Here is a 22,469-nt window from a genome sequence, read left to right as displayed (position 1 = left end):
CGTGACCCCCACCCCACCCCGTCCGCGGACCGTCCTCGCCATGGGTGCCGACATCCACCGGGCCCTGCTCGCCGACGGCCACCTCGACCGGCTGCACACCGTCGCCCGGGTCGACACGGCCTGCCCGGTCACGACGATCACCGGTGCCGACCCCGCGGCTGCCGTCCGCCTCGCGCACGCCGAAGTCCTCTTCACCCACTGGGGCGCGCCCCCACTGGGCGAGGACGCCCTGCACCGCATGCCCCGGCTCCGGGCCGTCGTCCACGCCGCCGGCTCCGTCAAGCACCACACCACCGACGCCGTCTGGAAGCGCGGCATCTGCGTCTCCTCCGCGGCCGAGGCCAATGCCGTCCCGGTCGCCGAATTCACCCTCGCCGCCGTCCTGTTCGCCGGAAAGCGGGTCTTCGACATCGCCCGCGTCTACGCCCGCACCCGCTGCCGGCCCGCTCTCCTGCCGTACTACGGCGGCCACGGCAACTACCGGCGCACCGTCGGGGTCGTCGGCGCCTCCCGCGTCGGCCGCCGGGTCCTGGACCTGCTGCGCCCCTTCGACCTGGACGTCCTCCTGCACGACCCCTACGTCGACCCCGCCGAAGCCCGCGCACTCGGTGCCGAACCCGTCACCCTGGACGAACTCGCCGCACGCAGCGACGTGGTGACCATCCACGCACCCCAACTCCCCGAGACCCGGCACATGTTCGACGGCCGCAGAATCGCCCTCCTCAAGGACGGGGCGACACTCGTCAACACCGCCCGCGGCTCCCTGGTGGACACCGACGCCCTCACCCGGCACCTGCTCACCGGCCGTCTGAACGCCGTCCTCGACGTCACCGACCCCGACGTACCCCCCGCCGGCTCACCCCTCTACACCCTGCCGAACGTGCTGCTCACCCCGCACATCGCGGGCTCCCTCGGCAACGAACTGGGCCGCATGACCGACTGGGCCGTCGACGAGGTCGCCCGCTACGCCCGCGGACTGCCCTTCGCCCACGCGGTCGGGCCCGAGGAGCTCACGCGCTCCGCCTGACCCGCCGCCGCACCGACCCCGTCCAGCGAAGGGATCTTCATGCCCGCCCGCCGCGTCCTCGTCGTCGGCGTCGACGGCGTACGCCTCGACACCCTGCGCCGCCTGACCACCCCGCACCTCGACGCCCTCGCGGCCGGCGGATTCCTCACCCCCGTCGAGGTCGACGAGAGCACCCCCACCATGTCCGGACCGTGCTGGGCGACCGTCGTCACCGGAGTGGAGGTCGCCAAGCACGGGGTGTGGAGCAACGACTTCTCCGGTCACCGTCTCGACGTCTTCCCCGACTTCGCCACCCGTCTCGACCACCACGACCACCGCCGCACCTTCGTCGCCGCCGGCTGGCGACCTCTGATGCAGGCCCGCGACGGCGGCCCCCTGTTCCGGGCCCCGTCCGGCACGGTGTACATCGCCCCGCGCGCCGACACCCCCGAGGCCTGGGAGGAGTGCGACGAACGGATCACCGAGGCCGCCGCGCGCGTCCTCGCCGAGGACGACGCCGAGGCGTCCTTCGTCTACCTCGGCGCACCCGACGAGACCGCCCACTTCCACGGCTGCGCGGAGGCCTACGAGGACGCGGTGCGGCGCGCCGACGCCCGCCTCGGCCGGCTGCTCGCCGCCGTACGCTCCCGGCCGTCCTTCACCGGCGAGGAGTGGACGTACCTCGTCGTCACCGACCACGGGCACACCGACGCGGGCGGCCACGGCGGCCGTTCCGCGGCCGAGCGCACCGCATGGCTGGCCGCCGCGGGCCCCGGCATCGGACCCGCCCCGGCGCGGGTCCGGCACGCCGACGTCGCCGCCCAGGTGTACGCCGCGCTCGGCCGGCACCCGGACCGGCACTGGACCCTGGACGGCCGCCCGTTCGCCGCCCGGCCGGACGCCGTCCTGCTCGACATGGACGGCACCCTCGTCGACACCGAGTCCCTGTGGCTGCGCACCGTCCGCGAGACGGCCCCCGCGATCGGGACGGACGACCTTGCTTCGGTGCTCGGCCGCTCCACCGCCGACACCGCCGCCTTCCTGCACCCGCTCACCGGCACCGGCCCCGGAGCCCTCGCCGCGGAGCTGGAGTCCCGGTTCCTCGACGCCGTCCGGCGGGAGGCCGGCCCGCTGCCCGGCGCGCTGGAACTCCTCGACCTGCTGGGGGAAGCCGGCCTTGCCACCGCCCTGGTGTCCGCGTCCGCACGGCCGGTCGTGGACGCCGTGCTGAAGACGCTCGCGGCGCAGGGCGCCCCCGCCTTCGGCACCACCGTGGCCGCGGGCGAGACCCGCCGGACCAAACCCGCCGCCGATCCCTACCTGGCCGCGGCCCGGGCCCTCGGCGCCGATCCCGCGGCCTGCCTCGCCGTGGAGGACTCGCCCACCGGCGTGGCCGCGGCCGAGGCGGCGGGCTGCCGGGTCCTCGCCGTGCCGTCGTACGCGCCGATCGGCCCGGCCGCCCGCCGCACCGTCCGCCACGGTCTGCCGGACCTGACCGTCGAAGACCTGTGGGCGGCCGGCCTCTAGCCCCGCGGCCGCGGTGCGCGGGCGGGCGGCCACGGCCGGCCCCGGGGGCGGTCCGAACGGCCCGCACCCTGCGACGTAACCTTTCCTCACCCACGCCGACACCGGTCCGCCGAGGAGCTGCCGCATGCCCGCCGCCCGCCCCCGCCTGCTCTACGTCACGGACCTGGCGTACCAGGCCCGCGGGCGCCGCTACTGCGACGAGGACATCCACCTCGCGTCCCGGCTGCGCTCCCACTTCGACCTGGCCCTGTGCCATCCGCGGGACGCGGCCGCGCTGATGGACGCCTTCGACGCCGTGGTCGTCCGCAACAGCGGCCCCGTGCTCGGCTACCCGCGGGAGTACGCGGACTTCCGCGCCAAGGCGCTGGCCACCGGCGCCCTGGTGTACAACCCGCTCACCGGCAAGGCGGACATGGCCGGCAAGGGGTATCTGCTCGAGCTGAGCGCCGCCGGCTTCCCCGTCATACCGACCGTCGGCCGCGCCGAGGACCTGCACCGGCTGCCGTCCGCCGAGCGCTACGTGGTCAAGCCCAGGCTCGGCGCGGACTCGCTCGGCATGCGGATCGTCCCCGCCGGCCAGGTCGCCCCGCTCGCGACCGGCGACGTCCTGATCCAGCCCCGCGTCGACTTCGCCTACGAGGTGTCCTTCTACTTCGTGGACGACGACTTCCAGTACGCCCTCTACGCCCCCGATCCACGGCGCCGCTGGGAACTGCGGCCCTATGCGGCGACCGCCGCCGATCTGGAGTTCGCCCGGCGGTTCATCGACTGGAACGACCTCGGACACGGCATCCAGCGCGTCGACGCCTGCCGCGCCCCGGACGGGGGCCTGCTGCTGGTCGAACTGGAGGACCTGAACCCCTACCTGTCCCTCCAGGCGCTCCCGGAGGAGGCCAGGGACGCCTTCGGCACCGCGTTCACGGCCTCCCTGAGCCGGTTCGTACGCTCCCCCCTCAGCGCAGCCTGACGGCGATCGGCTGGGTGGCCCCCGCCGTCCCGGTCAAATCCCCGAACACCAGCGTCAGCGAGGAACCGGTGTCCGACGAGGCGAGCGTGGCCGGTGCGGACGTCACCGCCGCGACCGCCCGCCGCCAGGTCAGCGTGAGCCCGGTCCGCATCCGCATCGGATCGCTCACCGCGATCACAGCGGTACCGTCGTCCCCCTCACTGATCATCACGCAGCACGGATCGCTCGCGGTGAGCGTTCCGACCGTTCCGCCGAACCAGAAGTTGACGCCGGTGAAGCCGAGCGAGGGCACCGCGACCCCCTGCTGCCGGTCGCTGTTGGCGAGCACGGCCAGCCAGCCGGTGTCGGTGGCGCGCGCCAGCGTGTGAGCGGTGTTCGCGCCCGGCAGGAGCTGGTAGGCGTACGACGCGTTCACCGGATCGGTGCCGTGATCGACGTACAGCGTCAGGTACTTGCGGTTCAGGACCTCCGTCGAGCCGCTCTTGTTGATGGTGCTCCAGCTGCCGTCGCGGGCCTCGCGCAGCGCCCGAAGCGTCGCGCCGCCCGGGAAGACGTAACCGCCGTGACCGCCGATGTGCGCCCACCGCGCCCCGCCGAGCGTCGCCGACCAGGGCCGGCCGACGGGCTGCACCCTGCCGTCCACGAGGAGCGGCGAGTTCCCGGTGGGGCCGAGGTTCCGGTTCTCGACGGTCGTCTCCACGGCGGTGCCGTCGGTGCAGGAGATGCCGGCGCCGAGGCACACGATCGTGTCGTCGAGGAAGAACCAGGACTTCTTCGCCACGAGCGTCGACTGCAGACCCTTGAGGTACTGCCCGACGGCGGCCCGCCGCCCGTCCGTCGCCCCGCCCACCCAGTTCACGTCCGGCTTCGCCGCTCCCCAGTCACCGCCGGCGGCGTCGGCCAGCACCTTGCGCGAGACGGTCGTGCCGGGCAGCCGGTAGGGGTCCACGGTGGGCCAGAACGCGTCGCTGTACTGGCCGTTGGCGAAGGTGTCGCCCCACCAGTAGAGCATCCCCGCACCGGTGTGCCAGCCGCGCAGGTTCTCGCCGTTTCCGGTCTCGTAGTAGGTGCTCCTGCGGTCCGCCATGGAGAGCGAGGCGGCCCAGCCGGGCCGGCGGTGCGTGGCGCGCGCCATGCACGGGAACAACCGGTGCCCGCCGGGCTCGGGGGCCGCGGTGACCGAGGCGTCGTCGTGGACGCCCTGCAGCCGGGCCAGTTGCGGCAGGGCCAGTACCGGGTCGGCGAGCGGCGGGCTGTAGTAGTCGCGCTCCGTCCACCCCTTGACCAGGGCGCGCCAGCGGGCGTTCTCCGCCTCGCTCGCACCCTGCCCGAGCAGCACGATCGAGGCGAGGATGGCATGCCCGCGCAGATGGTCGTCCTGCTGGATCGTCCCGGCGTCCGTCGTGAGTCCCCGGCTGATCGCCCGGCCCGACACGCCGTCCATCACCAGGCCGTTGTAGAGGAACGGCGCCCACGCGTGCTCCACCGCGTCGAACACGATCTGCCGGCCGGCGTCCGTCACCTCCCAGCTGGAACCGGCCAGCAGCGCGAAGAGCAGACCCAGCCCGCCGAGCAGCACCGAGCCGTACGAGCCGGTGTACGGCACCGACGTGTGCTGGATGAACGAGCCGTCGGCGTACAGCCCGTCGCCCGAGGTGACGTACGGGAAGACGGGGGAGAGGGCGTCCCGGGCCAGCGCCACCTTGGCCGGGCTGCTCCCGACGACTCCGCGCAGCGCGAGCACCCGGCAGAGGTCGACCCGGTTGGCGCCGGTACTCGTCCCCGAGTAGCTCGCCACCGCCGAGTCGGGCACGAAGTGGTCCACCGCGGCGAGATGACCGGCGAGCTGCCCGGCGGACAGGGCGTCGTACATCAGCACGCACACGTCCAGCAGCGCCTGCGGGGCGCCGATCTGCCAGCTGTACCAGTTGCCGTAGCGGACCTGGTCCGCGTTGTAGACGTCGTCGTGGAGGTGGTCCAGGCCGGTGACGACCGCGTCCCGCAGCGCCCTGTCCCCGGTGAATCCGGTGCCCGGCTGGCAGAAGGCCTGCGCGAGCGTGCTCAGACGCAGATAACTGGTGTTCAGATTGCCCGAACGGACGTACGACTCCTGGTCGGTGCCCGGGCCGGGATCCGTGTAGACCAGGTCGGGCCACAGGGAGCCGGAGGCCGGGGCCATGGCGCTGAGGTACCGGGTCGCCGTGCCCCCCAGACCGGCCAGCCGGGACTTGAACGGTTCGGTCGTGGGGCCGAAGCCCTCGCCGAGGATCAGGGTGCGCCACTTCGCCCGGAGTGCCGGGAACTCGTCCGATGCCGCGGACTCCCGGGTGCCGAGTCCCACGGCGACGGCGGTGCCCGAGCAGGCGGCCAGAAATCCGCGACGTGACCAAGAAGTCGTCATGACGGCGCTTTCTAGCATGCGGTTGGATAAACGCTCAATACATCTTTCCGTGTTGACCATTTCGATCGAATGCCTCCCGAGCGGGGGCGGGGGGTCACTGAACGGGGTGGTCGCGGGGGGCGTATCTGAGGGCGGGGGAGCCCGGAATCCCGCGTGCAGGCGTACGCAGCCGCCCGCACGGGACGGAAGGAGAACCAGGTGCCGACACCACCCGACCCCGAACCACCGCGCCCCGAACCACCGCGCCCCGAACCTCCACAGCACGACGGCGACCTGGAACCCGTCCGGGTGCTGCGGCTCCGCCACTTCGACGCCCTCGCGGACCTGATGCGCGAGCTGCGCCCCGAGCCGGTCACGTACGAGCCCGTCCCCTACGAGCCCGTCACCTACTCGCCCGTCCCCTACGAGCCCGTCACGGACGGGCCCGGCGGGGTGCAGCCCGCGCCGCCCTCCGCCCCGGACCGGACGCCGCCGGCTCCGGACCGCACACCGGAGGCAGAGGAGGAGGACACCCAGGAACTACCGACCGTTCCGCCCGTGTCCCGTGCTCCGTCACCCCGTGTCCCGTCACCCCGCGTTCCGTCACCCCGTGTTCCGTCACCTCGTGCTCCGGCGTCCCGAGTTCCGCTGCCTCCTGCTCCGTCGGCCGGCCCACCGACCGCCCCGGTCACCGGCACCCTCGCCCCCATGACCGGTGCCGTCGGCCCAGCACCGCGCCGGGCCGCCCTGGCCGTGGCCGCGGCCGTGCTGGTGGCCGGGCTCGCGGGGTTCGGCTGCGCCCAGCTGCTCGGCGGCCGTCAGCAGACCACCGGCACCGCACACCACGCCGACCCCACGGCCACGGCACCGCGCACGGCCGATCCGGCCACACCGGCACCCGCCGCACCCGCGCCCGGCACTCCCGCCGGCACTCCCGCCGTCACCGCGACCGCACCGCCCGCCGACGCGGCCGACCCCGACGGCCCCGGCACGCTGCGCCGGGGCGACACCGGTCCCGAGGTCACCGACCTGCAGGAACGCCTCCTGGGCGTGCCGGACGTCTACCGTGACGGCTCCACCAGCGGCACCTACGACGCCACGCTCACCGAAGCGGTGGCCCGATTCCAGCTCTGGTACGGCATCAGCGGCGACGAGACCGGCGTCTACGGCGACGACACTCGGCACGCCCTCGAATCACGGACCGGCCCCGATGACGATTCGTGAGCGGCCCGCCGGGAACACCCATGCAGGGACGCGGGCGCGACCGCACTCGCGTGGACGGGCCGGGACGGTGACGGGCCGAGGCCCCGGCGGCGAAGGGGAGCGAAGCGGCATGACGGACCCACACGGCTTCTTCGACCGGCTGGACCCGGACATGTGCCTGGTCACGGCCGTGGCCGGCGGCGAGCGCGCCGGCTGCCTGGTCGGCTTCGCCTCGCAGTGCTCCATCCACCCGCTCCGGTACGCCGTATGGCTGTCCAAGGTCAACCGCACGTACCGCGTCGCCCGGGCGGCGCAGTATCTCGCCGTCCATCTGCTCACCCGGGACCAGCGGGACCTCGCCGAACTCTTCGGGGGCGAGACGGGCGACGAGGTCGACAAGTTCGCGGGGCTGGCCCGGCGCGAGGGGCCCGGCGGAGCCATCGTCCTGACGGACGCGGCGGCCTGGTTCGTCGGCACCGTCCTGCACCGCACCGACGGCGGCGACCACGCCGGCTTCGTGCTCGACCCCGTGCGGTGGGGCTCGGGACGGCCCGGGCCGCTGCTGCGGCTGTCCGACGCCTACGACATCGACGCAGGCCACCCGGTGGACTGAGCCGCGGCCGGCCCCGCTGCTCCCCGCCACGACGGCGAGCCGGTTCGGTGGCTACGCTCCCGCGTCGGGGGCGTCCTCCTCCCGCGGCATTCTGATGTCGAGCACGCACACGTCGTCGCGTCGTTCGTCCGAGAGCATCGTGCTGAGCAGCGCGTCCAGGGAGCCTGATTCGCCGCAGCCGTGGACGCGGACCGCCTCTGCCAGCCGGGCGAAGCCCTCGTCCAGGCTCTCGCCGAGGCGCTCGATCAGACCGTCGGTGTACAGCAGCAGCCGGTCGCCCGGTTCGAGGCTCAGTTCCGCCGACTCGTAGACGGGGGCTGCGCTCGCGCCGAGCAGCATGCCGCCGGGGCGATCGAGGTAGCGGGCCTCGCCGCCGCGCATCAGCAGGGGCGGGAGGTGCCCGGCCTGGGCCCAGGCCAGGATCTGCTCGTCGGGGTCGTAGCGGGCCAGGATCATGGTGGCGGTGGTCTGGCTGTCACGGGAGTGCAGCAGCAGCTGGTTGAGCCGGGCCAGCGCCCCGGTCAGCGAGGAACCCGTGCTGACCATGCCCTTGGCGGTGAACCGCAGCTGGGCCATCGTGGCGACGGCGCCGATACCGTGGCCCGCCACGTCCCCGACTACGAACAGCGCGTCGCAGTCGGGCAGTTCGATGGCGCTGAACCAGTCGCCGCCCACATGGGTGCCGGCCTGGGCGGGCAGGTAGGCGACCTCTACGCGCAGTCCGGCGAGCCGGACGGGTTTGCTGGGCAGTGGCAGCAGGGCGTGCTGCAGCCGGGCCGCCAGCGCCCGCTCGGCCTGCAGGACCCCGCGCTGCAGCAGCATCGCGCGTTCGCTCTCCACCAGCGCCAGCTCCGCGCTGCGCTGGGCGGTGAGGTCCTGGACGAAGCCGTGCACCTCGACGGGCGTGCCGTCCGGCTCCGTGACGGCCTCCGCGACCATCCGCAGGTGCCGGACACCCTGGGGTGTCTCCACGCGGAACGGCACGTCGAACGAGCGGGCCTCGCGGACGAGTTCGTCGATCACGTGGGTCAGGTTCGCCGCGTCCTCCGGCAGGGCCAGGTCCGGCAGCTCGTCGAGCCCGAGCGGCTCCCGCACCGGGCCCCGGCCGAGCACGGCGTACGCCTGCGCGGACCAGGAGACCTCCTGCGTGGTCAGGTTCCAGGTCGCCCAGCCGAGGTTGCCGAGCCGCTGCACGTCCGCGAGCCGCTGCTCCTGCCGCTCCGCGGGGTCGTGCCGCAGCCAGGTCACCAGCAGGCCGCCGCCCAGCGGGGCCGCGCGAACCGAGTAGGTGGCGGTCACCGGGACGCCGTCGGAGACGTCCTGGTAGACGAAGGGCTCGCTGTCGAACGGCATGCCGGTCTCCAGGGCCCGCAGATAGCCGTGCCACAGCGGTTCACCCGCCACGGACGGGTAGCTCTCCAGGATGTGGCTGCCGACCATGTCCCGGCCGGCGCGGCCGAACACGTCGACCGCTTCGGCGGTGGCCGCCTCGATGCGGTAGTCCTCCACCTCGCCGGAGGCGGAGCGCAGTGGGGTGAGGACGATCGCGGCGCCCGGCAGCGCGTCGAGCACCGCCTGCACGGTCTGGGCGGTGCCGTCCTCGTCGGGGCGTTCCTGCGGGGCGTCGAAGACCCGTAGCCGGCCCGCGCACAGCCGGGCCACGGCCCGCAGCAGCTTCCGTTCGCGCGGCACGAACGGCCCGTCGTGCCGGCGCAGCACGCCGAGGGCGACGCTCGCGGTGTCTCCGCTCGGCAGGGGCAGCCAGGCGCGGGTGGGCCACCGCTCGGGCGGATTCCCGATCAGCACGTAGCGGGTGCTGTCCGAGGGGAGGTCCTCCAGCCAGCGCGGCTCGCCCGCCTGCAGGGCGTCGACCGCGGACACTTCGCTCAGCGGGGGCACGTACCGCCACTGGGCGGCGAGGGTGGCGTCGATGCCCGCGTGCCCGATCAGTCCGAGACCGCCCTCGGGCAGCCGCTCGTACAGCATCACGGCGTCGGCGCGGACCTCGGGCGCGAGGTGGTCCAGCAGGCACCCGGCCAGCTCCTGCGGCGAGCCGACCCGGACCAGGTCCCGTCCGATGTGCCCGAGCACCTCGGCCATGTCCACGGTGCCGGCGGGGGCGGGTTCCCAGGATCCGGCGGCGCCGGGCAGGCCCGGAGCCGACGGTGAGGCCGCGCCGGAGGGCTGCCGCATCGGTGGCGGGAGGGCGCCCAGGGTGAGCCAGCACTGTTCGAGGAGGGTGCGGTTGCCGTCCTTCGCGCGGCGCTGCAGCTCCTCGTGGGCGGCGTCAGGGGAGCATCCGGTGATCGCCATCAGCACGCCCTTGGCCCGCTCCAGGACAGCCGCCGTGGCGGCCAGGTCCCGCAGCCGTTCCATCTCCGCGCGCTGCCGGGCAACGACCTTGACCAGCGCCGTCAGGTCGGCGCCGGTGCCGGGCTCCATCGGGGACACGGGCTCGCTCGTCACGCGACGAGCATGGCACACCTTGGCCCCCTCGATCACGCGTCGGGCGGGCCGGACTCCGCGACCGCCGCGCGGGAGCGGGAGGCGGGCCGGGGGCGGACCGCGGGAAGAGCGGGGGCGGCCGGGGCCGGTCCTCCGCGAGCGGGCGGAAGTACCGGGCCGGCGGCCCGTGGGGAGGGCGTGGACGGCCGGCGCCCGTCCTGCCGCGAGGACCGGGTCAGCGGCCCGTGGAGCGGCCGACGAGAGCTTCGGTGACGGCGCGGACGCTGCGCGCGATGTGCTGCAGCTGGAGGACCTCGGCCGCGTACAGCTTGATCGTGTGCTCGATGACGGACTCGGGCATTCCGAGCACCGGCAGTTCGGCCCGTGCGGTCTGCAGCGCGGTGCGCGCCACCCGGATCTCCTGCTGCACCTGGATCTGCGCGTGCCGGGCGAGCAGGACGGGGTGCCGGATCATCGCCGGATAGCTGGCGTAGCGCGCGGGGATCAGTTCACGCAGCCACTTGGCCGCCGAGCGCTCCCAGTCGTAGCTGCCCGGCGTCTTGACCTGGCAGGGCCAGTCTGGGCTGATGCGCGTGCTGGTCAGGGGCATGATCATCGCTTCCGGTGTGCGGCGTCGTGAGGGTGGTCCGACGAGTTCGGGGCGGCCCCGGCCTAGGGGATGGCCGGGACCGCCACGGGCGCATCGCGCAGACGATGCGCCCCGGTACACCCCGGGCGCCGACGTGGGTAGGGGACGGCGGCTGAGGGTGTCCGTTCGGGGCCCCCGGGGGCCGGGAACCGGTGCCGCGTGCGGTGGTGCGTGCGCATGGGCGGTCCGTCGGCTTTCTCGGGGCGGTGCGAGCAATGAGTCCACACGTGCGGAACGTGCCCGGAGTGGTCGGGCGCGATCCGTGAGCAGTATTTATATATGCTGATCGCTTTGCAAGAGGTATGAAAACATTCATGCGTGATTTGGGTCGAATGATCCCCGTCCAGGGGGTGGAGGACCGCAAGATCTTCACGATCGCGCGGCGTGGACGGAAGGATCGGCCGCCCGGGTCGCCGGCTGTCCCGGTCAGTCCTTGAGGAAGAACTGGTGCTGGTCCGAGAGCTGCTCGTACTTCTCCAGACGCGCCTGGGTACGTTCCGGATCGGCGTCGGTCATCGCCTGCAGCAGTGCCGCGGTCAGCACGCCCGCAGCGGCGTAGGAGTCGAAGACCAGCCGTGAGCCGGTGCCGGTGGCGAAGGCGACGTCGGCCTCGTCGGCCAGCGGCGCGAGCGCCAGATCGGTCACCAGGGCGACCTTCAGACCGGCCCCGCGTGCCACCCGGATCGCCTGCAGCGTCTCCTGGGAGTGCCGCGGCATGGCGAACGCCAGCACCCAGCTGCCGCCCGCCTCACGGGCCTGCAGCAGCGTGTCGTAGGCCACGCTGCCGCCCCGGGTGACCAGCCGCACGTCCGGGTGGATCCGGCGGGCGGCGTAGCCGAAGTACTCGGCCAGCGACTCCGAGATCCGCAGCCCCAGCACGGTCAGCGGGGTGGAGCGGGACAGCGCGCGGCCCACCCGGATGACCCGGTCGGGGTCGGCGAAGTCGCGCCGCAGGTTCTCCAGGTTCTCGATCTCGGCGTCCACCGCCGCCTGGAGTTCGTTGGCGCGGTCCTCCTCGCCGGGCCCGCCGGCGAGCGTGCTCAGCGCGATCGACTGGAGCCTCTCCCGCAGCGCGGGATAGCCGCTGAAGCCGACGGCGGCCGCGAAACGGGTGACGGAGGGCTGGCTGACCCCGACCCGGTCCGCCAGTTCCGTGATCGACAGGAACGCGGCCTCGGTGATGTGCTCGATCAGGTACTGGGCGATGCGCCGCTGCCCCGGCGACAGGCGGGGGCCGTCGAAGAGTTCCCTGAGCCGGGAGGTCGGCGCGGCCTCGGCCTCGGGCACCGTCTTGCCCGAAGTGATCGCTGACGCCTGTGCGCGGGCCTGCTGCGGCGAGGGCACCGGTCCGCCTCCTTTGTCTCCCACGAGCACTCAACATAGCTCACCGGCCGCCGTGACCAGGGGGTTGAGGCGCCGGGCTCACCGCCGGTAGACGCTGATCGAATGGCCCACCTCGCCGACCGGCCGGCTGCTCGCGATCAGCGCGGCGAGCCGCCCGCGCGCCTTGGCGACGGCCGAGTCCGACACGACCAGCAGCCCGTGCACCCGGTCCGCGGGCACCTCGCGCGGGTCGGCGGCGTGGATGCCGTAGTACGACGGGACTCCGGCGCCCTTGTACACCAGCCACACCCGCTCGCCCGGATAGCGCTCCCGCAGCCGGTCCGCCAGCCGGCCCAGGTCCTGCCCCCAGTCCACGTTGGAGTCGTGCAGCAGGCGGTGGGTGTGCGAGGGACCGCCGAACGCCTCGTTGGCGTACGGCAGGTAGTAGGGGAACGTACGCAGCGAACTCACCGCCGCGAACAGCAGCAGAACACCGACGGGCACCACGGCCCACCGCCGTCGCGGCACGGGCACCACGGCCCACCGCCGTCGCGGCACGGGCGCACCGGTGCAGCGCCGTGGCGGCGCCGGTTCATCAGCCCACCGGCGAAGCGGCACGAGCACACAGGCCGCCGCCACCGCGAGGAACACCGGCACGAACAGCGCGTACCGGGTCCCGAAGTCCCGCGCCCCCGTCATGGCCGCCGCCAGCAGGGCCAGCGGCGGCAGCAGCAGGTACGGCGCCGCGGCCCGCAGCCGCCGTACCGCCACCAGCGCCACCACGCCGGCCGCACCCAGGGCCAGCAGCCCCAGCGGCGTCTTCACCAGCAGGGCGACGGGCAGGTAGTACCAGCGTGAGCCGGTGTACAGGTGCCCGAAGAGATAGCCCTGCCACGGGTAGTCCTCCAGGCCGAACTGCACCCGCATCCCGGCCCGGTAGGCGCCGGGGACGGGCAGCAGGTCCACCAGCCGCCCGCGCAGCCCGGAGACGGCCGGGACCGGCTCGGCAGGGGCGAAGCGCAGCCGCGGATCGACCGCGAGGTACGTGGCCCAGACGACCGCCACGGCCGCCAGCGCCACGACCGCGGCGCCCGTGACCGCCGCCAGCGCCGTCCGCCCCCGGCCCTCGGGCAGGCCCGCGAACCCGGGCAGCGCCTTTCCGCGCCGCCGCGCGGCCCGTACGGACAGCACCGCCGGCACGAGCAGCACCGGCACCGCGGCCAGGGCACTCATCTTGGTCGCCACGGCCGCCCCGAGGGCGGCGCCGGCGAGCGGCAGGTACAGCCCCGGCCGCTCGCGCGCCCGCCACGTCAGCCAGGCCGACGTCAGCACGAACCCGGCCGCCGGCAGGTCCAGCGTGGCCAGCGAACCGTGCGCGATCACATCGGGCGAGAAGGCGTACAGCGCGAGCGCGAGCAGGCCGCCCGCCGTACTCGTCAGCGCACGTGCGAAGGCGAGGACGACCAGCCCGAAGAGCAGGGTCAGCGTGATCACCGGCAGCCGCGCCCACAGCATCAGCCGCCCGGGATCGTTGCCCGACTCGTAGAGCAGATGCCGGCCCACGCCTCCCTGGGTACCGGTGTACGACGGGTCGTAGTGCGGGCCGGCCACCGCCACACCGGCCGCGATCAGCAGCTTGCCGAGCGGCGGGTGCTCGGGGTTGTAGCGCAGCCGGTGCTCGCGCAGGTAGTCGGTCGCCGTCGCCACGTACACCGGTTCGTCGATGGTGGGCGTCTGCTGTACGGCCGTGGTGACCATCGCCACCGCCATCTGCGTCAGCAGCAGCGCCACCAGCAGGGGCACGGGCCACCGCCGGCGGCGGCGCGGGCCGCCGGCCGGCCCGGCCGCGGGCACCTCTGTGGTCCGGCGGGCGAGGGCCGTGGTCCTGCCGGCCAGGGCCGTGACCGTTCCGGCGAGGGTCGTGGTCCTGCCGGCCAGGGCCGTGACCGTTCCGGCGAGGGTCGTGGTCCTGCCGGCCAGGGCCGTGACCGTTCCGGCGAGGGCCGTGGTCCTGCCGGCGAGAGCCGTGACCGTTTCGGCGAGGGCCGCACGGGTCCGGACCGTGTGGTGTTCGGGTGCCATCGTCCGCCCCGCGGTGGCACCCGGCCGGGCGTCGGCGCGGGCGCCGGGCCGGATCATGGCCCTGCCGTCCCACCGCGCCCGCCGCGGAGGCGTCACCGCATCACGAGTCGTACCGGCAGACCTTCTGCCGTGCACACGGGTACGGCCCGCGCCCGGCCGGAGTTCACCTCGCCCCGGAGTCCGGCCGCCGGGGGCGCGCCGAGCCCACCCCGCGCGGTGCCGGCAGCGCGTCGGCCGGTACCACCAGGTCCGCTCGCTCCCGTGTCGTCGCGACCAGATCGGCGTTGCGCTGATCGGTGCCCAGCACCCAGGCCACGGCGGACTCGTGATCCTTGCCGAACTCCTCGTGCCGGGCCACCAGCCGGCGGATCCGCTCGTCCTCGGCCGTCTCGCAGAACCACACCTCGTCCAGGAACGGCCGTACCCGCCCCCAGGAACCCTCCTGGAGCAGAAGGTAGTTGCCCTCCGTCACCACCAGACGCACCGACGGCGGCACCGCGATGGCGCCCGCGATCGGCTGTTCCAGCACCCGCTCGAACCCGGGTGCGTACACCACCTCGTCGGTGTCCTCGTGCAGCCGCCGCAGCAGCGCCGCGTAGCCTGCCGCGTCGAAGGTGTCCGGGGCGCCCTTGCGGTCCCGGCGGCCCAGCCGGTCCAGCTCGGCGTCGGCCAGATGGAAGCCGTCCATGGGCACGTGCGCCACCCGGGCCGGATCGCCGTCGCCGAGGGCACGCACCAGATGTTCGGCGAGCGTCGTCTTGCCCGAACCCGGGCTGCCCGCGACACCCAGAACCGCCCGCCGGCCGTCCCGGGTCAGGGCACGGGCACGGGTGAGGAGATCGTCGAAGGTCGGCGGCACAGGAGCCAGTGTGGCACCGAGGGCCCGGGCCGGGGGCCGTGGCCCGTACCCGAAGCTTTGCCGAGAAAAGCGCCGGTGTGCTGTGCGCCACCCGGTGGACCGCTCCTGGTGGGGAACAGTGCTGGGTATGACTCAGCTCGGTCTGCCCGACGGAATCCAGGCCTGTCTCTTCGACCTCGACGGTGTCGTCACCAAGACGGCCGTCGTGCACGCGGCCGCCTGGAAGGAGACCTTCGACGCGTTCCTGCGCGACTACGAGGGGGAGCAGGGGCGGCCGTTCGACACGGCCGCAGACTACGACGAGTACGTCGACGGGCGCCCACGCGCCGACGGCGTCCGGGCCTTCCTCGAATCGCGCGGCATCCGCCTTCCGGAAGGCACCCCGGACGATCCACCGGACGCCCGCACCGTGCACGGCCTCGGCAACCGCAAGAACGACCTGCTCCTGGCGAAGATCCGCACCGGTGGCGTGGAGGCCTACGAAGGCACCCTGCGCTATCTGGAGGCGGTCCGTGCCGCGGGGCTGCGCACGGCGATCGTCTCCTCCAGCGCCAACTGCCGGGACGTACTGCGCTCCGTCGGCGCCGAGCACTTCTTCGACGTCCGCGTCGACGGTGTGGTGGCCGCCGAGCGGCGGCTGCCGGGCAAACCGCACCCGGACACCTTCCTCGCCGCCGCCCGCGACCTGGGCGTCGAGGCGGCCCGGGCGGCCGTGTTCGAGGACGCGCTGGCCGGCATGGACGCGGGCCGCGCGGGCTCCTTCGGGTACGTCGTCGGCCTGGACCGCGTGGGACAGACCGACGCGCTGTACGCCCACGGTGCGAACATCGTCGTCAAGGACCTCGCCGAGCTGGGAGGCGAGCAGTGATCACCGAGCGGTCGTACGCCGTGGAGCCCTGGACCGTGCGGGAGACCGCCCTCGACCTGGACGTCCTCGCCCAGAGCGAGTCGGTGTTCGCCCTGTCCAACGGCCATGTCGGCTGGCGCGGCAACCTCGACGAGGGCGAACCGCACGGCCTGCCCGGCAGCTATCTCAACGGGGTGCACGAGGTGCACTCGCTGCCGTACGCGGAGGCCGGGTACGGCTATCCGGAGTCCGGCCAGACGGTCATCAACGTGACCAACGGCAAGATCGTCCGACTGCTGGTGGACGACGAGCCGTTCGACCTGCGCTACGGCCGGCTCGTCGCCCACGAGCGGGTGCTGGACATGCGGCGCGGCGTGCTGGAGCGGACCTGTGAGTGGACCTCACCGGCCGGGTCGACCGTCCGGGTCCGCTCGACCCGGCTGGTGTCGCTCACCCAGCGTGCGGTGGCCGCCGTGGCGTACGAGGTGGAGGCGGTCGGCAGCCGCAGCCGGGTGGTGATCCAGTCGGAGCTGGTCGCCAACGAGAGCATTCCGGGGCCTGACGGCGACCCGCGGGCCGCGATCGCGCTGAAGTCGCCCCTGGAGCAGGAGGACCAGTTCGCCTCGGGCAACCGGCTGCGGCTGGTGCACCGGACCCGGCGCAGCGGCCTGCGGGTGGCCGTCGCCGCCGACCACGTCGTCACCGGCCCCGAGCGCACCACCACCCGCAGCGAGAGCGGCATCGACGTGGCCCGGCTGACCGTCACCTCCGTACTGCAGCCCGGGCAGAAGCTCAGGATGGAGAAACTGGTCGCCCACGGCTGGTCCGGCACCCGCTCGCTGCCCGCGATGGCCGATCAGGTCGACGCCGCGCTGGCGGCCGCCGCGCACGACGGCTGGGAGGGCCTGCTGGCGGACCAGCGGGCCTGTCTGGACGACTTCTGGGCCCGTGCGGACGTCGAGGTGGAGGGCGACGAGGAGATCCAGCAGGCCGTACGGTTCGCCCTCTTCCACGTCCTGCAGGCCGGTGCCCGGGCCGAGCAGCGCGCGATCCCCGCCAAGGGGCTGACCGGCTCCGGCTACGACGGGCACGCCTTCTGGGACACCGAGATGTTCGTGCTCCCCCTGCTCACGCACACCGCGCCCGGGGCCGTCGCGGAGGCGCTGCGCTGGCGGCACAACACCCTGGACGAGGCCCGCGAGCGCGCCGCCCAGCTGGGGCTCGCCGGGGCCGCGTTCCCCTGGCGGACCATCGGCGGCTCGGAGGGGTCGGCGTACTGGCCGGCCGGCACCGCCGCCTTCCACGTGAACGCCGGCATAGCCGACGCCGTCGTGCGGTACGTGGCGGCCACCGGCGACACCGACTTCGAGCGGACGGCCGGGGTGGAGCTGCTGGTGGAGACGGCCCGGCTGTGGCGCTCGCTGGGCCACCACGACAGCCACGGCGTCTTCCATCTGGACGGCGTCACCGGCCCCGACGAGTACAGCGCCGTCGCCGACGACAACACGTACACCAACCTCATGGCCCGGCAGAACCTGCTCGCCGCCGCCGACGCCGCCGAACGCCATCCCCGTGAGGCGGAGCGGCTCGGCGTGGACGAGGAGGAGAGCGCGGTCTGGCGGGACGCCGCCGAGGCCATGCACATCCCCTACAACGACGAACTCGGCGTCCACGAACAGCATGCCGGGTTCACCCGCTATCAGCGCTGGGACTTCGCCGGCACCCGCCCCGACCAGTACCCGCTGCTGCTGCACTTCCCCTACTTCGACCTCTACCGCAAGCAGGTCGTCAAGCAGGCCGACCTGGTGCTGGCCATGTACACCTGCGCCGGTCACTTCGACGAGGAGCAGGTCGCCCGCAACTTCGCCTACTACGAGCCGCTGACCGTACGCGACTCCTCCCTGTCCGCCTGTTGCCAGGCCGTCATCGCCGCGCAGACGGGCCATCTCGGGCTCGCCTACGCCTACACGACGGAGGCGGCGCTGATGGACCTGCACGACCTGGAGCACAACACCCGGGACGGACTGCACATCGCCTCGCTGGCCGGTACCTGGATGGCGCTGGTGGCGGGCTTCGGCGGTATGCGCCGCGACGGCGAGCGGCTGCGGTTCGCGCCCCGGCTGCCCGAGCGGCTCAGCCGGCTGGCCTTCAACGTCCAGTTCCGCGGGCGCCGGCTGCGGGTGGACATCGGCGCCGACAAGGTCACCTACGCCCTGCTGGACGGGCCTCCGCTGACCCTGCACCACCACGGCGAACCACTGACGGTGAGCCCCGACGACCCGGCCGTACGGCCGGTACCCCCCGTCCAGCGCCGCCCCACCCCGCAGCAACCACCACACCGCGCGCCCAACGGCGGCTGAGCGCACGGCCCGCGGCGGCCCGGCGGGCGAGAACAGGCCCGCCGGGCGCACGTGCGGCGTGCGTGCAGGTGTGTGGGGTCGTGCGCCGCCGGCCGTCAGGCGCCGTTCTCCGTGAGCAGTTCGCGCAGCGCCCGCTCCTCCTCGGCACTCAGGCCGGTCACGAACTGCCGGAGCGTGGCGATCGGGTCGGGGCCCCGGTCCAGGGCCTCGCGCATCGCCTGGGCGGTCAGCTCGGCCGCGTTCCTGGCCGGCCGGTACGCGCCGCGCCGGCCGTCGGCGTCCCGGAGCACCAGTCCTTTGCCGTACAGCCGGGTGAGGATCGTGTGCACCGTGTTGTACGCGAGCCCGCCACCGATCCCGGCCTGGACCTCCGCCGGGGTCATCGGCCGCTCGGTGGCCCAGAGGGCGGCCAGTACCGCGCCCTCCAGCTCCCCTGCGCTGCGCCGCTCCGCTCTGCCACGGGACCCGGTGCCAGCCATGCCTCAACCTTACAGCGTGTAGTGCCGGCGGCCGGAGGGCCGGGGCCCGTGGGGTGGGAGGCCGTACCGGGCCGCCACGGCGAACTTTCCGTCCCCATGGGGAAGGCCTGCCGCGGCCTTTACTGCATATGAGTTGCAAGTGCGGTCGGGAGGGCGCAAGGGTGGAGCGCGGCCGCGTCCGCACCGCGATGGGAAGCGGCCGTCGCCCGAGGGAGGGCCGTCCCTGATTCCGCTCCGTACCTCCCCGCTCGGTCCGGGTCCACACCCGGACCGGCACCGTGTCCGTGGCCGACGCGGCAGGAGCGGAATCAGGGCCGCCGCGACGGCGGCCGGGCCGAGCGGGCGGCCGACGACCGGCGCGGTGCCCACGGGGTTGATGATCCGACCGGCCGGGTGCCCACGGGGTTGGTGATCCGACCGGCCGGGTGCCCACGGGGTTGGTGATCCGACCGGCCGGGTGCCCACGGGGTTAATGATCCCTCTGCGGGAAACGCGGACCGGGACCGCACGCGAGCCGAACGAGGAGGCGACGATGAGCGACCCGCAGGCCGAGCAGACCCCGATGGCGGACGACGCGTATCAGCCCACCGGTACCAACGAGGAACAGCAGGACGCCGCGCCCCTGGACCTGCAGGACGCGGTCGACGAGCGCGACTACGACGACATCCTCGACGAGGGTTACTCGCCGCCCGAACGACCGCTGGGCGTCACCCGGCACGGCACCACCGCTGGCGAGCAGCACGAGGGGGAGACCCTGGACGAGCGGCTCCGCCAGGAGGTGCCCGAGACGGGCGCACCGGCCGGTGACGAGATCGGCGACCTGCCCGGCGGCGAGGGAGAGCCGGTGGACCCCGAGGCCGGCGAGGCCCGGGCGGGCCGCCTGGTCGCCCCGGACGAGGGCGCTCACCCCGACACCGTCAAGGAGGAGGTGGCCCGGGACGTCGGGATCGACGGGGGAGCGGCGGGGGCGGAGGAAGCGGCCATGCACGTGGTGCCGGACGAACCGGGCCTACCCGAGTGAGCAGGGGGTGAGCCGGCCGCCCCAGCCGGGGTGAGCCGGCCGCCCCAGCCGGGGTGAGCCGGCCGCGCCAGCCGGGGTGGGCCCGTGCATGCCCGGCCGGGCGGTGCGCGCTCGCCCGGCCGGATCCCCCCGTTCGTCTCCTCGATGTCCCCGGACCGCCCTAGGGAAGCAGCTTCTCGATGGCTGCCGGGCCCTCGGTCTCCAGCTTGTGGCGCGCCCACTCGAGGGTCTTGGGGGTGACGTCCCTGCCCGCCGCCATCACCAGGTCCTCGGGGGTGACGTCCCTCGAGGGAGCGGAGTGGAGCAGAGCGTCCGGGGTGCAGTGGTCGTCGGGCGACCGGGATCCTTCGGGTGTGGATGTCGACATGATGCCTCCTCCTCGGTCCGGATGACCGCATCCGTGCCGGTGCCCTTCGAACAGAGCACCCTCTCACCATTGCCCGCCTCGACGCGCCCTGCATCTTCAGGCGACTTCCCGGCAGGTGCAGTGCGCCTGCCCATGCCACGCGAAAGCACTCGCTCCTAAGCTGGAGAGCACCCGCACCACGGACCGGGAGGCCGCCCATGGCCGAGACGCCGTTCCCCGAGGACCCGCCGCACAGCCCCCGCTACCTGCCCATCGCCGAACACGGACTCATCGGTGACCTGCGCAGTGTCGCCCTGGTCGGCAGCAACGGCACGATCGACTGGTACTGCTGCCCGTCCTTCGACGCGCCGAGCGTCTTCGCCGCGATCCTGGACGCCGAGCGCGGCGGCCGCTTCGAGCTGGCCGCCTCCGTGCGGGCCCGCACCAAACAGTTCTACTTTCCCGACACCAACGTGCTGATCACCCGGTTCTTCACCGAGGACGGTGTCGGCGAGGTGCAGGACTTCATGCCGGTCGGCGGTGAGGCGCGCGGCGACGGGGGCCGGCACCGGCTGATCCGGCGCGTGGTGTGCGTACGCGGCACCGTCCCCTTCCGGGTACTGGTCGCACCGCGCTTCGCCTACGGCGCCGACGAGCACGTTCTGCGCACCGTGGACGGCATGGTCGTGTTCGAGTCGCCCCACCGGGCACTCGCGCTCACCTCGACCGTCGCCCTGGAGTGCGACACCCGTGACGCGCGCGCCGACTTCAAGCTCGGCGAGGGCGAGTCCGCGGTGTTCGCCCTCGACCAGGTCGACGGCGAGGTGGCCCCGCGCGGCTGCGCCCACGCCGAGGCCGAGCACCAGTTCAACGCCACGGTCGCCTACTGGCGGCGCTGGCTGCACCAGTCCCGCTACCGGGGCCGCTGGCGCGAGATGGTGCACCGCTCCGCCCTCACCCTGAAACTCCTCACCTACGCCCCCACCGGCGCGATCGTCGCCGCGCCCACCACCAGCCTGCCCGAACAGCTGGGCGGCGAGCGCAACTGGGACTACCGGTACGTGTGGGTGCGCGACGCCGCCTTCGCCGTCTACGCGCTGCTGCGGCTCGGCTTCAGCGGCGAGGCCGAGGCGTTCATGCGGTTCCTCACCCTGCACATCAGCCCGGGCTGGGGCGACGGCTCCGGCCCGCTGCAGATCATGTACGGCATCGACGGCCGCGCCGACCTGCCCGAACGGGAGCTGGCGCACCTGGAGGGCTACCGTGGCTCCGCGCCCGTGCGGGTCGGCAACGCCGCCGTCGGCCAGCTCCAGCTGGACATCTACGGCGCCCTGATCGACTCCATCTACCTCTACGACAAGTGGGCCCAGCCCATCTCCAGCGGCCAGTGGGACGACGTGTGCCGGCTCGTCGACTGGGTGTGCGACCACTGGGACCAGCCCGACGAGGGCGTCTGGGAGACCCGTGGCGGCCGCAAGAACTTCCTGTACTCCCGCCTGATGTGCTGGGTGGCCGTCGAGCGGGCCATCCGGCTCGCCAACCGGCGCGGACTGCCCGCCGACCTGATCCGCTGGCAGCGGGCCCGCGACACCATCTACCGGCGGATCATGGACCGCGGCTGGTCCGAGCGCCGGGGCGCCTTCGTGCAGAGCGAGGGCGCGGACGTTCTCGACGCCTCGCTGCTGATGATGCCGCTCGCCAAGTTCATCGCCCCCACCGACCCCAAGTGGCTGTCCACCCTGGACGCCCTCACCGAGGACCTGGTCTCCGACTCCCTCGTCTACCGCTACGACCCGCAGGCCAGCCCCGACGGACTGCGCGGCGACGAAGGCACCTTCTCCATCTGCTCGTTCTGGTACGTCGAGGCACTGGTCCGGGCCGGCCGGATCGACGAGGCCCGGCTGGCCTTCGAGAAGATGCTCACCTACGCCAACCATCTCGGCCTGTACGCCGAGGAGATCGGCCGCACCGGTGAGCAACAGGGGAACTTCCCGCAGGCGTTCACCCATCTGTCGTTGATCAGTGCCGCGTTCAACCTGGACCGCGCCCTGGGCTGAACCGTCCGGAGCGTCCTGGTCCCGCGGCGGCTGTCATCGCATCGTCACAGCCGCCGCGGGCGCCACAACCACCCCCGCCGCTGCCCGGTCGAACCCTGCGTCGACACCGACCGATCGACTCACGCAGCGTCAACCACCCACGGGGGAGGAGGACACCGAGGTCGCGGACCTGTTCCGCAAGGCCCAGGCGGACAGCCGCAAGGGCGCCGAACTCGGCAAGCAGCTGCTGCGCGCACGCCTGGCCGGCGGCTGACCACCGCCCACGCTCAGGTAAACCCGGGGACACGGGACGGGTCCGGCCGACC

At 73.6% G+C, this 22,469-nt stretch carries 18 protein-coding genes; 10 read left to right on the top strand and 8 right to left on the bottom strand.

From position 1 onward, the window contains the following. Nucleotides 1-40: 40 nt before the first annotated feature. From ACGFT2_RS08710 to ACGFT2_RS08700, 3 genes are all read left to right on the top strand, one after another. Nucleotides 41-1,027 (top strand): hydroxyacid dehydrogenase, encoded by a 987-nt coding sequence (locus tag ACGFT2_RS08710; RefSeq protein WP_393274962.1) that lies wholly within the window; start codon nucleotides 41-43, stop codon nucleotides 1,025-1,027. A gap of 39 nt (nucleotides 1,028-1,066) precedes the next feature. Then, nucleotides 1,067-2,533: an HAD-IA family hydrolase gene (locus tag ACGFT2_RS08705; protein WP_393274877.1), complete on the top strand. Its 1,467-nt coding sequence runs from the start codon at nucleotides 1,067-1,069 to the stop codon at nucleotides 2,531-2,533. Nucleotides 2,534-2,657: 124 nt separating this feature from the next. Next, the gene (locus tag ACGFT2_RS08700; protein WP_393274875.1) at nucleotides 2,658-3,500 is read left to right on the top strand and encodes a hypothetical protein; all 843 of its coding nucleotides are present in this window, start codon (nucleotides 2,658-2,660) and stop codon (nucleotides 3,498-3,500) included. Here ACGFT2_RS08700 and ACGFT2_RS08695 read toward each other — a convergent pair. Beyond that, nucleotides 3,487-5,901, bottom strand: a complete 2,415-nt coding sequence (locus ACGFT2_RS08695; protein ID WP_393274874.1) for a polysaccharide lyase 8 family protein — start codon at nucleotides 5,899-5,901, stop codon at nucleotides 3,487-3,489. The genes ACGFT2_RS08700 and ACGFT2_RS08695 overlap by 14 nt on opposite strands. A gap of 198 nt (nucleotides 5,902-6,099) precedes the next feature. Between ACGFT2_RS08695 and ACGFT2_RS08690 the strand changes: the two genes are divergently transcribed. Together ACGFT2_RS08690 and ACGFT2_RS08685 are read left to right on the top strand one after the other, a co-directional pair. After that, complete coding sequence (locus ACGFT2_RS08690; protein ID WP_393274872.1) at nucleotides 6,100-7,104, top strand: peptidoglycan-binding protein; 1,005 nt, start codon at nucleotides 6,100-6,102, stop codon at nucleotides 7,102-7,104. Between the two features lie 109 nt (nucleotides 7,105-7,213). Then, a complete protein-coding gene (locus ACGFT2_RS08685; RefSeq protein WP_393274870.1) occupies nucleotides 7,214-7,696 on the top strand; it encodes a flavin reductase family protein in 483 nt (160 codons plus the stop codon). A gap of 51 nt (nucleotides 7,697-7,747) precedes the next feature. On the opposite strand, the gene ACGFT2_RS08680 is transcribed toward ACGFT2_RS08685, so the two are convergent. The 5 genes from ACGFT2_RS08680 to ACGFT2_RS08660 form a co-directional block, all read right to left on the bottom strand. Further along, nucleotides 7,748-10,138 carry a SpoIIE family protein phosphatase gene (locus ACGFT2_RS08680; RefSeq protein WP_393274960.1) on the bottom strand — a complete coding sequence of 797 codons (2,391 nt, stop codon included), beginning with the start codon at nucleotides 10,136-10,138 and terminating at the stop codon, nucleotides 7,748-7,750. Between the two features lie 238 nt (nucleotides 10,139-10,376). After that, nucleotides 10,377-10,757, bottom strand: coding sequence for a hypothetical protein (locus ACGFT2_RS08675; protein ID WP_393274869.1), 381 nt, complete (start codon nucleotides 10,755-10,757; stop codon nucleotides 10,377-10,379). 459 nt (nucleotides 10,758-11,216) lie between these two features. After that, on the bottom strand, nucleotides 11,217-12,134 hold the full coding sequence (locus ACGFT2_RS08670) for a MurR/RpiR family transcriptional regulator (RefSeq protein WP_393274867.1): 918 nt from the start codon (nucleotides 12,132-12,134) through the stop codon (nucleotides 11,217-11,219). 78 nt (nucleotides 12,135-12,212) lie between these two features. Further along, nucleotides 12,213-13,883, bottom strand: a complete 1,671-nt coding sequence (locus ACGFT2_RS08665) for a phospholipid carrier-dependent glycosyltransferase (protein ID WP_393274958.1) — start codon at nucleotides 13,881-13,883, stop codon at nucleotides 12,213-12,215. A gap of 475 nt (nucleotides 13,884-14,358) precedes the next feature. Beyond that, complete coding sequence (locus ACGFT2_RS08660; RefSeq protein ID WP_393274865.1) at nucleotides 14,359-15,054, bottom strand: nucleoside/nucleotide kinase family protein; 696 nt, start codon at nucleotides 15,052-15,054, stop codon at nucleotides 14,359-14,361. A 127-nt stretch (nucleotides 15,055-15,181) separates the two neighbouring features. Between ACGFT2_RS08660 and ACGFT2_RS08655 the strand changes: the two genes are divergently transcribed. Both ACGFT2_RS08655 and ACGFT2_RS08650 read left to right on the top strand, forming a co-directional pair. Then, entirely contained in the window at nucleotides 15,182-15,922 is a 741-nt protein-coding gene (locus tag ACGFT2_RS08655; protein WP_393274864.1) for a beta-phosphoglucomutase family hydrolase, read from the top strand. Then, nucleotides 15,919-18,261, top strand: coding sequence for a glycoside hydrolase family 65 protein (locus ACGFT2_RS08650; RefSeq protein ID WP_393274862.1), 2,343 nt, complete (start codon nucleotides 15,919-15,921; stop codon nucleotides 18,259-18,261). Before ACGFT2_RS08655 ends, ACGFT2_RS08650 begins: the two co-directional genes overlap by 4 nt. A gap of 95 nt (nucleotides 18,262-18,356) precedes the next feature. Here ACGFT2_RS08650 and ACGFT2_RS08645 read toward each other — a convergent pair whose 3' ends face one another. Then, nucleotides 18,357-18,740: a BlaI/MecI/CopY family transcriptional regulator gene (locus ACGFT2_RS08645; RefSeq protein WP_393274860.1), complete on the bottom strand. Its 384-nt coding sequence runs from the start codon at nucleotides 18,738-18,740 to the stop codon at nucleotides 18,357-18,359. Between the two features lie 532 nt (nucleotides 18,741-19,272). On the opposite strand from ACGFT2_RS08645, the gene ACGFT2_RS08640 reads away from it, so the two are divergent. Then, a complete protein-coding gene (locus ACGFT2_RS08640; protein WP_393274858.1) occupies nucleotides 19,273-19,761 on the top strand; it encodes a DUF5709 domain-containing protein in 489 nt (162 codons plus the stop codon). A gap of 160 nt (nucleotides 19,762-19,921) precedes the next feature. On the opposite strand, the gene ACGFT2_RS08635 is transcribed toward ACGFT2_RS08640, so the two are convergent. After that, nucleotides 19,922-20,128, bottom strand: coding sequence for a hypothetical protein (locus tag ACGFT2_RS08635; protein WP_393274856.1), 207 nt, complete (start codon nucleotides 20,126-20,128; stop codon nucleotides 19,922-19,924). 197 nt (nucleotides 20,129-20,325) lie between these two features. On the opposite strand from ACGFT2_RS08635, the gene ACGFT2_RS08630 reads away from it, so the two are divergent. Both ACGFT2_RS08630 and ACGFT2_RS08625 read left to right on the top strand, forming a co-directional pair. Beyond that, on the top strand, nucleotides 20,326-22,164 hold the full coding sequence (locus ACGFT2_RS08630; protein WP_393274855.1) for a glycoside hydrolase family 15 protein: 1,839 nt from the start codon (nucleotides 20,326-20,328) through the stop codon (nucleotides 22,162-22,164). After that, nucleotides 22,130-22,417: a hypothetical protein gene (locus tag ACGFT2_RS08625; protein WP_393274854.1), complete on the top strand. Its 288-nt coding sequence runs from the start codon at nucleotides 22,130-22,132 to the stop codon at nucleotides 22,415-22,417. Before ACGFT2_RS08630 ends, ACGFT2_RS08625 begins: the two co-directional genes overlap by 35 nt. Nucleotides 22,418-22,469: the final 52 nt, after the last annotated feature.

Source organism: Streptomyces sp. NPDC048514, from assembly GCF_043199955.1.
Taxonomy (GTDB): domain Bacteria; phylum Actinomycetota; class Actinomycetes; order Streptomycetales; family Streptomycetaceae; genus Streptomyces.
Note: the sequence above shows the minus strand (reverse complement) of the source record. Positions and strands in the feature narration are given on the sequence as shown.